Source organism: Ruegeria sp. N8 (assembly GCF_056531325.1).
The window spans coordinates 1-7225 of sequence record NZ_JBQFLQ010000023.1 but is presented as its reverse complement, the minus strand read 5'-3'; the positions used below and the strand labels follow the sequence as shown (position 1 = coordinate 7225).

Sequence of the window (7225 nt, the reverse complement as noted above, 5' to 3'; positions counted from 1 at the left end):
TGACAGGTGCCCAAAGGTATTCCTCTCCGCCATCGCTCTCGCCGCCACGGTCATCTTCTGGCTATGAAACAAGAACGAGTCCTGACCCTAGGCAAGAAATAGCATTCTCTGAGTTTTAGAGACGTTTTCCAGTAGGCTTGGCTACATTCTCTGACAAATGAAATCATTTCGCTTGAAAATAAGCTAAGCGGGCAGCGCCATCACCACTTGTTGATACAGCATCCAAAATCTGCCAGCATACTTTGAAATGTCCTACTTCGAACATCATGTGAGTATTTTTGCGAGTTTGATGTGTACAAAAACTCAAAGCGACTATTGACGATATTGGCGGCAGATGTTGCTGGGTTTACGAAACTCGTTTCTGAGGATGAAGAGGCTACCCTACATCGTCTCGCAGAGCTTCGTTCGATTATGGATCCGATTATCAAGTCTTACGGAGGCAGGATCGCAAACACGGCAGGCGATAGCGTGCTGGCGTGTTTTGACAATCCCACCGGCGCGGTGGAAGCCGCTATTTCCATTCAAGAACAACACAATGCTAACAATGCTCAGCTTAGAACAAGCGACCGCATGAGGTACCGGATTGGTATCAATATTGGTGAGGTCGTTCAGCAACCCAACGGTGATTTGTTGGGTCACGGAGTGAATGTAGCATCCAGGCTTGAGACGATTTCGGAACCCGGTGGAATCTGTTTAGCCGAAAACGTTATTGAGCAAGTCAAAGGAAGCTTGGATTACCGCTTCACAAAAATCGGCGAGCATTTTGTCAAAAACCTTGATCAACCATTGAAGGTGTACAAAGTAGGTGAGGCCACCCTGCCAACCTACGAGAAAGCCGCGCGACGACTTCAGGCTTGGGTTCGTGGGCAGTACTTTTTGCCCCTCTTATTCGGGGTTGTCTTAATATCTGTTGGCTTCTCAGTCTTTGCCCTTCTGTCAAACAAATCCGACGAGGCAAAAAATTTTGACCCCGAATACCTAGAGGATTTTTTGACCTTAAACCCATCTCGCGAAGAACTGCTTGATTTTTTTGATTTGGTGACCGTCGGCGAATACGGGGGTTCGACGTACTACGTAATCAGAACGTGGGGCGCAGAATTTGAGATTCTTGAAAAGGTTTCCGAAGCCTTGGGCGGACACCTCGTTACCATCACTGACGAAGAAGAAAACGACTTTGTGTATCAACTGACGCTGCAAGATGATGGACACTGGGCGTTCGAAGGAAACCTCGCTCTGGGACCATTGATTGGTTTGGTGCAAGACCCTGAAGGCGCGGAGCCTGATGGTGGCTGGAGATGGGCAAATGGTGAGCCCATGAGTTTTTCCAATTGGAAGCGAGGTAGTCCTGATAACAGCAGCGGCAATCAGGATTTCGGAAATTTTCAAGGCCCGAATGTTCCCAAAACCAGCCCTCTTTGGAACGACACAACAGTTTGGAAGCGTTCGTTCATAGTTGAGGTTCCCAAACCCTAATTCCGAAATGTACCAGTTACAGTTTTGCGGAAGGTTCGTAATTCAAGACTGGTGCTTGACTGATTCTCGAACATCTCACTAGCATCAGTGATAAGTATTCTAGTGGGATATTGGTGATATGCGGTTATTTTTCGTTTTAATTTTAATATGTTGTATCGGGATTTTAGGGGCAAAACCCGTGGCGGCCGATTTCGCAAACGCCCAAAAAAGACTGGAATTCTTCTCTGCGAATAGTTCCTACCGAAATGCCTGGTGCCCGGAACGTAAGCCTTCCAAATTCACAACCGCACCAATCACTCAACCCTTCAAAACAGCATCCGGCAAAGACCGACCTCCCGCTGTTTTCATGAATGAGCTCGGCGCAGCAAATTCCCATCTACTTCGTACCGGATCCAAGGCGGACGCCAGCCAGATCGCCGATCAACTTGCAGCCGCCGCTCAGGCCAGATCATTCGAAAAACAAGGCTTGTTCGATGGCGTGAAGATAGACGCAGCCTGGTGGCAAGCGAACATCCTGCTCAACTTGTCGATGGTTTACAGCTCACTAAGCGCAATTCTGGGAAAAAATGACCCAAGAATTGTCGCAATTGCAGACTGGGGGGATCGACTTGCAGCAAGGGCAGGCTCAGTAGGCGGTTTCGAGCAGATGTACGGCAAAGAAGGCCATGCCGCCCGTGCGGCTGGGCTTTTGGCATGGGGTGCAGAAACAGGTAATCGAAAAGCGTTCAAAAAAGGTGAAAGAGATCTAGCATATCTAGCGCGGCAAATGCGCCCGAATGCCCCTTTGGCCGGTACATTTGACCAAGCTCGCAACAAACGTCCGGCCAAGCGGCAACTACACTACACGTTTATCACATACGGGTACCTCGTGCTTGCGATGGATGCATCGCGGCGTGGCGGTGGAAAAGGCTTTCGACATAAGAGCCGTCAGACAGATATCCATGGAGCATTGGTATGGCTTGTTCAGTCATCAGCTGCGCCGAATAACCCAGTTGGCTTAAGCGGTCCCCAAGATACATTTTTCTGGACTACGCGAAGCGATAGGTACCACAACCTTGCTTGGGCGGAGGCCTATCTTCGCAACTATCCCAACACCCAAGCTGGATTGCTTTTGAAAAGAAAACTCAAAGGCCAACGTTCGCGCGGCGTGTTTGCCGGGTGGTATGGTGGCAACCTGACCTGTTCTCTTGGCCCGGGCAGTTAAGGCCAACCAAATATCGTGAGTGCCGCTTGTTTACGCTTGAAAACGGGAGCGACAAAGCGGGGAACCTGTCATCACGTGCCATGTTAATTAAATTCATGGTGAAGCGTAGTGTGCAAGAAACACCGCCACCAGTGAGGCATTATTCGCTGACGCCTGGCAGGTTGTAGGTTGCAAAGTCTTAAAAGAACGTTTTCTTGCAGATAGTTACCGAACAGCTAAGTCATCTGTGGGTTTGCCCATTGAACCGAACTCAGATGCCGCGTGGATGTTTCGGTTGGTGTTGGGCGAAGGACGTAACCTGATTGCTCATCGTATCGAGATTGAGGGTCGCGCCGTTGAACTGCTCAAGACCAACGACGGCTATCAGCAGCTGACATCTATCCCAGGGATCGGGCCGATCAATGTGCTGACCATCCTGGTAGAGGCTGGCGATCTGCGCCGCTTTCAGCATCACCGCCAATTTCTGAAGTTCTGTGGCATGGACCTCGCAACCATCCAATCCGGCACATTCATCGGCCATAGCAAGCTGCCCAAATATGGCAATGCCCGGCTACGACGGACACTCTGGATGGCTGGTCAGGTGGCAATCATGCAAAAGACCAATAGCTTCCGCGACGAATTCGAGCGTTACACCGCTAAGGATCGGCAGAACACCCATTTGCGCCGCAAGGCGTATACCGCAATCGCTGCAAAAATAGCCCGGGCGGCACACGAGGCCATCAAACGCGGCGAACCCTAACGTCCCTTCTTTGAGGGATGATCGACAGCAGAAGGACCTTTCTCTGTAAGGGCCGTAGAGGCGAGCATTCGACTTCTCAGATAGTGTTCAGGCCTTCTGCTCAACGACCCGCAGATTTCGTCATAAGGACGGTGAGAGCCGCAAAAGCGTACTCTATGTATATTATAGGAGAGACATATTGTTAACCAAAACGCCGAACTGACACACAATTGACCGTGCTGGAACGCTTCAGCATGACTATGACCTGATGCTAAATCAGCCATTCATTCCGCAAATAGGACGTTGTCAGAGGCAATGGTGCTAGGTTGACTACGCTCCGAAATCAGCCGATCAAGCTCCCGCGTGGCACGCAAGCATGTATGGGGTGTGCCAGCCAGCAGAGCTGGGTTCTCGCGTGCATTGTCATCCATCACGGCCAGAATGCGGAACCGGCGACCATCGGTCAAAGCGTCGGAAACGAATTCTAGGCCCCACCACTGGTTCGGGCCATCCGGCAGAACCAGTGGCCTTCCGGTGCCCAGAACCCGCTTCCGGCCGCTCCTACGGCGCACATGAAGACTCTTTTACCTGTGTGAACCAGTTTATTTACGCTACACTTCGCAGTGCCAAGTATTCCAGTACCGTCCTAAGGGTTTTGAACTTTGTTGAGGAGGCGTGAATGCGTATTTCAACCATTTGTACTTTAGTTGTTTGTTCTGTTGCCGTTGCCGGATGTAGCACGCCGTGGTCGCAGTCAGAAGTCCCGGATGCGCCGGTTCCAGAGCAGCAGCCAGCTGCCGCGCAAGCTTCGGTTCCTGCGTCATCAACAACCACTTCTGTCAGCCGAAGCACGCCTGTCTCGGGCGAAGACAACGAAGGAGGGGGCGGCGATGGCGGAGGCAATAGCGGTGGCGCTGGCGGAGGCGGTGGCGCAGGCGGCGGCGCTGGCGGCGGCGGTGGCGGAAGCTGGGGCTGAGTTTGATCTGAAAGGATCGTTTAATGTTTCTGCGTGAGATAAAAGGTAAACTCGGTCAGGTTTTGGCCGGGGTGCCGGTCGTGCTCCTAACCACCCAGATGGCGCTGGCGCAAACGGACGCCGCAAATAGCCAAGAAGAAATATCCTCGGCCCGCGTGGCCATCGTGATTGGCAACCAAGACTACACAAATGTCGGAGACCTCACGAACGCTCGTAAGGACGCGCAGGATATTGCTGATATGCTGCGTGGCTTCGATTTTCGGGTGTATGACGGCTATGACCTGAGCAAACGCAAGTTTGAAGAACTTATTAGAACTGCGATTTTGAATATTCCTGATTCAGCTGACGTTTTGTTTTATTACGCGGGTCACGGCATTCAGATCGGCCGCCGGAACTATTTACTGCCCGTGGATGCAAAATTTGAAAGTATCTACGATGTGCCTTTAGCAACCATGACGCTGGACCGCGTGATTGACGCCCTGTCGGCACGAAGCTCTGCGCATGTGGCGATCCTCGATTCATGTCGTGACAATCCTTTCCAGGACCTGAGGCTGGCGGCTGATCTGGATGCCAACCTGTTCGAAACCCGCGAAGGGTTTGACGTTTTCAAAACCCCGTTGAACTCGTTGGTCGCCTATTCTACCTCCCCCGGTGCGGCGGCTAGTGATGGTGCCGAGGGTCAGAACAGCCCCTATACCGCGGCCGTTCTGCAAACCGCACAATCCTCGCCTTTCGAGAACATTCAACAACTGTTTCCCATCATTCGTGAAAAGGTTCACCAGTCAACAGCGGGCAAACAAATCCCGTGGGAAAGCTCGACACTTGTGCGTCCTTTCTATCTGGCGCAACAGCAGACGGAATCAGATGTAGAACCTGTGCTGGAAACTGAGCCCAAGTCTATGAACCTGAGCCAGCAATTCGACAAAAACGTCCAAATATCCGAAGCCTTGGAACAGAAACTCGGGGATGAAGTTCTCAGCCTGCGTCTTGTCGGCAATCCACGGCGCGGCGTCGTCACAACAAACGGTCAGTCATCGAGTGGCAGCCTTACATACTCACCGGAAATAACGGACGCGCGGGCCAACGAGTTGGCAGATACCGATTTCAGCGACACGTTTTCGGTTGAAGCAGTTACGGCGGATCAAAAGAAACATCTGGTGGAAGTTTCTTTAGAACTGGAATTGAATACCTGCGATCTAGAAGCCGGAGATGCACTGGATCTGAACGGGGTTGGCGTCTTTCGCCTTCCAAATGAACTGGACCTCGCCACCGCTCTGGCGGCCTGCACACAAGCGGTTGAGGATTACCCCGGCAACATGCGGTTTCTCTATCAACTCGGACGCGTACAGCAGGCTGCGGGTCAGGTGTCAGACGCGTTTGGCAACATTTCAGCGGCGGCCGACGGTGGCCATATCCGCGCAAAATATGCACTTGCAACTCTGCTGTATACTGATCGCATTGATCGTGCCGTAACCAAAACACCTTATGACCCCCAAAAAGCACGTGCGCTGCTAGAGGACGCGACCACCGCACAGGACCCCTACGCGATGCACAGCCTCGGCAAGCAACTGCTACGGAATGGGGAAACAGAAAACGAAAAAAAGCGCGGATTTGAACTTCTGGAACGCTCCGTCGAACTCGGTCATACGTTTTCGATGAACGAACTTGGGCTGTACTTTCTGCGCGACAACTCCGACCATTACATCCCTGAACGCGGAATGAGATACCTTCGCGCATCTGAGTTGCGCAAGGACATCTATGGTTATGATAACCTTGCCTATGTGTCGTTATTCGGGCTTGGCGGCAATCCAGTCGATTTCAACAAAGCCGAAGGTTATTTTCTGGCTGCGGCAGAGGGCGGCCACCCGACCGCACCAGCCAGCATCGCCCGAATGATCCTCAACGATCAGTTGCAGGGCAGATCTCGAACCGAAGCGCTGGAGTGGTATGACAAATCACTTGCGCGTGGTGATGCTTGGGGTGGCGCGAACGGTGCATATATCATCTTAGATGGGCAAGTGGCCAAACGCGGACCTGCTGACGCAGCACTACGCGCTGCCAAGGCCGCTCTATTGCCTAATGAAGAAGCCTCGGCTCAGGCCAGGGCACAGCTGGAACAGATTTCACGGGTGGATTTGGACCGTTCTTTGCAGATGGCTTTGAACGAGCTGGGCGAAAACATAGCAGTGGACGGCCTGATTGGGCCCGCAACCCAGCTTGCACTGGAGAATGTCAGTGCAAAGTTCGGCGTGCCCGTTTCATTTGCGGCAACAATTGATCCGAAGGAAAGATTGCTGTTGGCAGCCCGTGTCTATTGGGCGCAAAACCCGGTTCGCTTTGATTTGTTCTGACAATGATAAGCCTGGAAACATCGGCTCAAAAGACGGTTCTGTCGCAGGTTCCTTTGAAGGTTCAAGAGATTGCGCGGGCGGATCTATTAACTTGCCAGTTGAGCAAACTGCTGAAACGGAGAGATTCCGGGTGTGAATTGACCTTTGCGGATCATGTTGACTAATTCGATGCCGGCCAGAGCAGATTCAGCTAATGAGAAAGATAAAAAAAAACCTAACATGGGTCTGATGCGACGTTTGATGAAGCGATGATCTTGTTCAATTATGTAAGCAGCCTCATCTGAGCTCCACCATCCTTGTGGTAGTCGGCACTCTTCAGCCGACGTTGCTACGATGCTACAACTTGGTAGGTTTGGGCTCGAAGCGGCAGTTCGCTGCATTAGGATTGAACATCCGCTCCACCACCCACCAACACCAGCGACCAGTCTTCAGCACCCGGAACGACTCGTCAGCGGTCGTCTCAGCGCCGGTGGGCGGTTCTCTAGCGGTCTCGCAGCAGCCTC

At 52.2% G+C, this 7225-nt stretch carries 5 protein-coding genes and 2 pseudogenes; 5 read left to right on the top strand and 2 right to left on the bottom strand.

Translation table 11 applies throughout. The annotated features are described in order from the left end of the window. The first annotated feature begins 291 nt into the window (after positions 1-291). From ACR0C5_RS19560 to ACR0C5_RS19550, 3 genes and pseudogenes are all read left to right on the top strand, one after another. Positions 292-1473 carry an adenylate/guanylate cyclase domain-containing protein gene (locus ACR0C5_RS19560; RefSeq protein WP_480878605.1) on the top strand — a complete coding sequence of 394 codons (1182 nt, stop codon included), beginning with the start codon at positions 292-294 and terminating at the stop codon, positions 1471-1473. 118 nt (positions 1474-1591) lie between these two features. Next, entirely contained in the window at positions 1592-2677 is a 1086-nt protein-coding gene (locus ACR0C5_RS19555) for a hypothetical protein (protein WP_170774035.1), read from the top strand. A gap of 151 nt (positions 2678-2828) precedes the next feature. Next, a pseudogene (locus tag ACR0C5_RS19550) lies at positions 2829-3416 on the top strand (transposase); the annotation flags it as partial. Positions 3417-3679: 263 nt separating this feature from the next. Here the strand turns inward: ACR0C5_RS19550 and ACR0C5_RS19545 are convergent. Further along, positions 3680-3967 carry a hypothetical protein gene (locus ACR0C5_RS19545; protein WP_480878603.1) on the bottom strand — a complete coding sequence of 96 codons (288 nt, stop codon included), beginning with the start codon at positions 3965-3967 and terminating at the stop codon, positions 3680-3682. 195 nt (positions 3968-4162) lie between these two features. On the opposite strand from ACR0C5_RS19545, the gene ACR0C5_RS19540 reads away from it, so the two are divergent. Further along, positions 4163-4408: a hypothetical protein gene (locus ACR0C5_RS19540; RefSeq protein ID WP_480878601.1), complete on the top strand. Its 246-nt coding sequence runs from the start codon at positions 4163-4165 to the stop codon at positions 4406-4408. Next, complete coding sequence (locus ACR0C5_RS19535; protein ID WP_480878599.1) at positions 4395-6722, top strand: caspase family protein; 2328 nt, start codon at positions 4395-4397, stop codon at positions 6720-6722. The genes ACR0C5_RS19540 and ACR0C5_RS19535 overlap by 14 nt, the downstream gene beginning before the upstream one ends. 86 nt (positions 6723-6808) lie before the next feature. Here the strand turns inward: ACR0C5_RS19535 and ACR0C5_RS19530 are convergent. Further along, a pseudogene (locus tag ACR0C5_RS19530) lies at positions 6809-6988 on the bottom strand (IS6 family transposase); the annotation flags it as partial. Between the last annotated feature and the right edge of the window lie 237 nt (positions 6989-7225).

What these genes read in the sequence shown, in the direction of transcription:
- ACR0C5_RS19555 (WP_170774035.1), top strand. Translation starts at nt 1,592, where the DNA reads ATGCGGTTATTTTTCGTTTTAATTTTAATATGTTGTATCGGGATTTTA.
- ACR0C5_RS19540 (WP_480878601.1), top strand. Translation starts at nt 4,163, where the DNA reads ATGCGCCGGTTCCAGAGCAGCAGCCAGCTGCCGCGCAAGCTTCGGTTC.
- ACR0C5_RS19535 (WP_480878599.1), top strand. Translation starts at nt 4,395, where the DNA reads ATGTTTCTGCGTGAGATAAAAGGTAAACTCGGTCAGGTTTTGGCCGGG.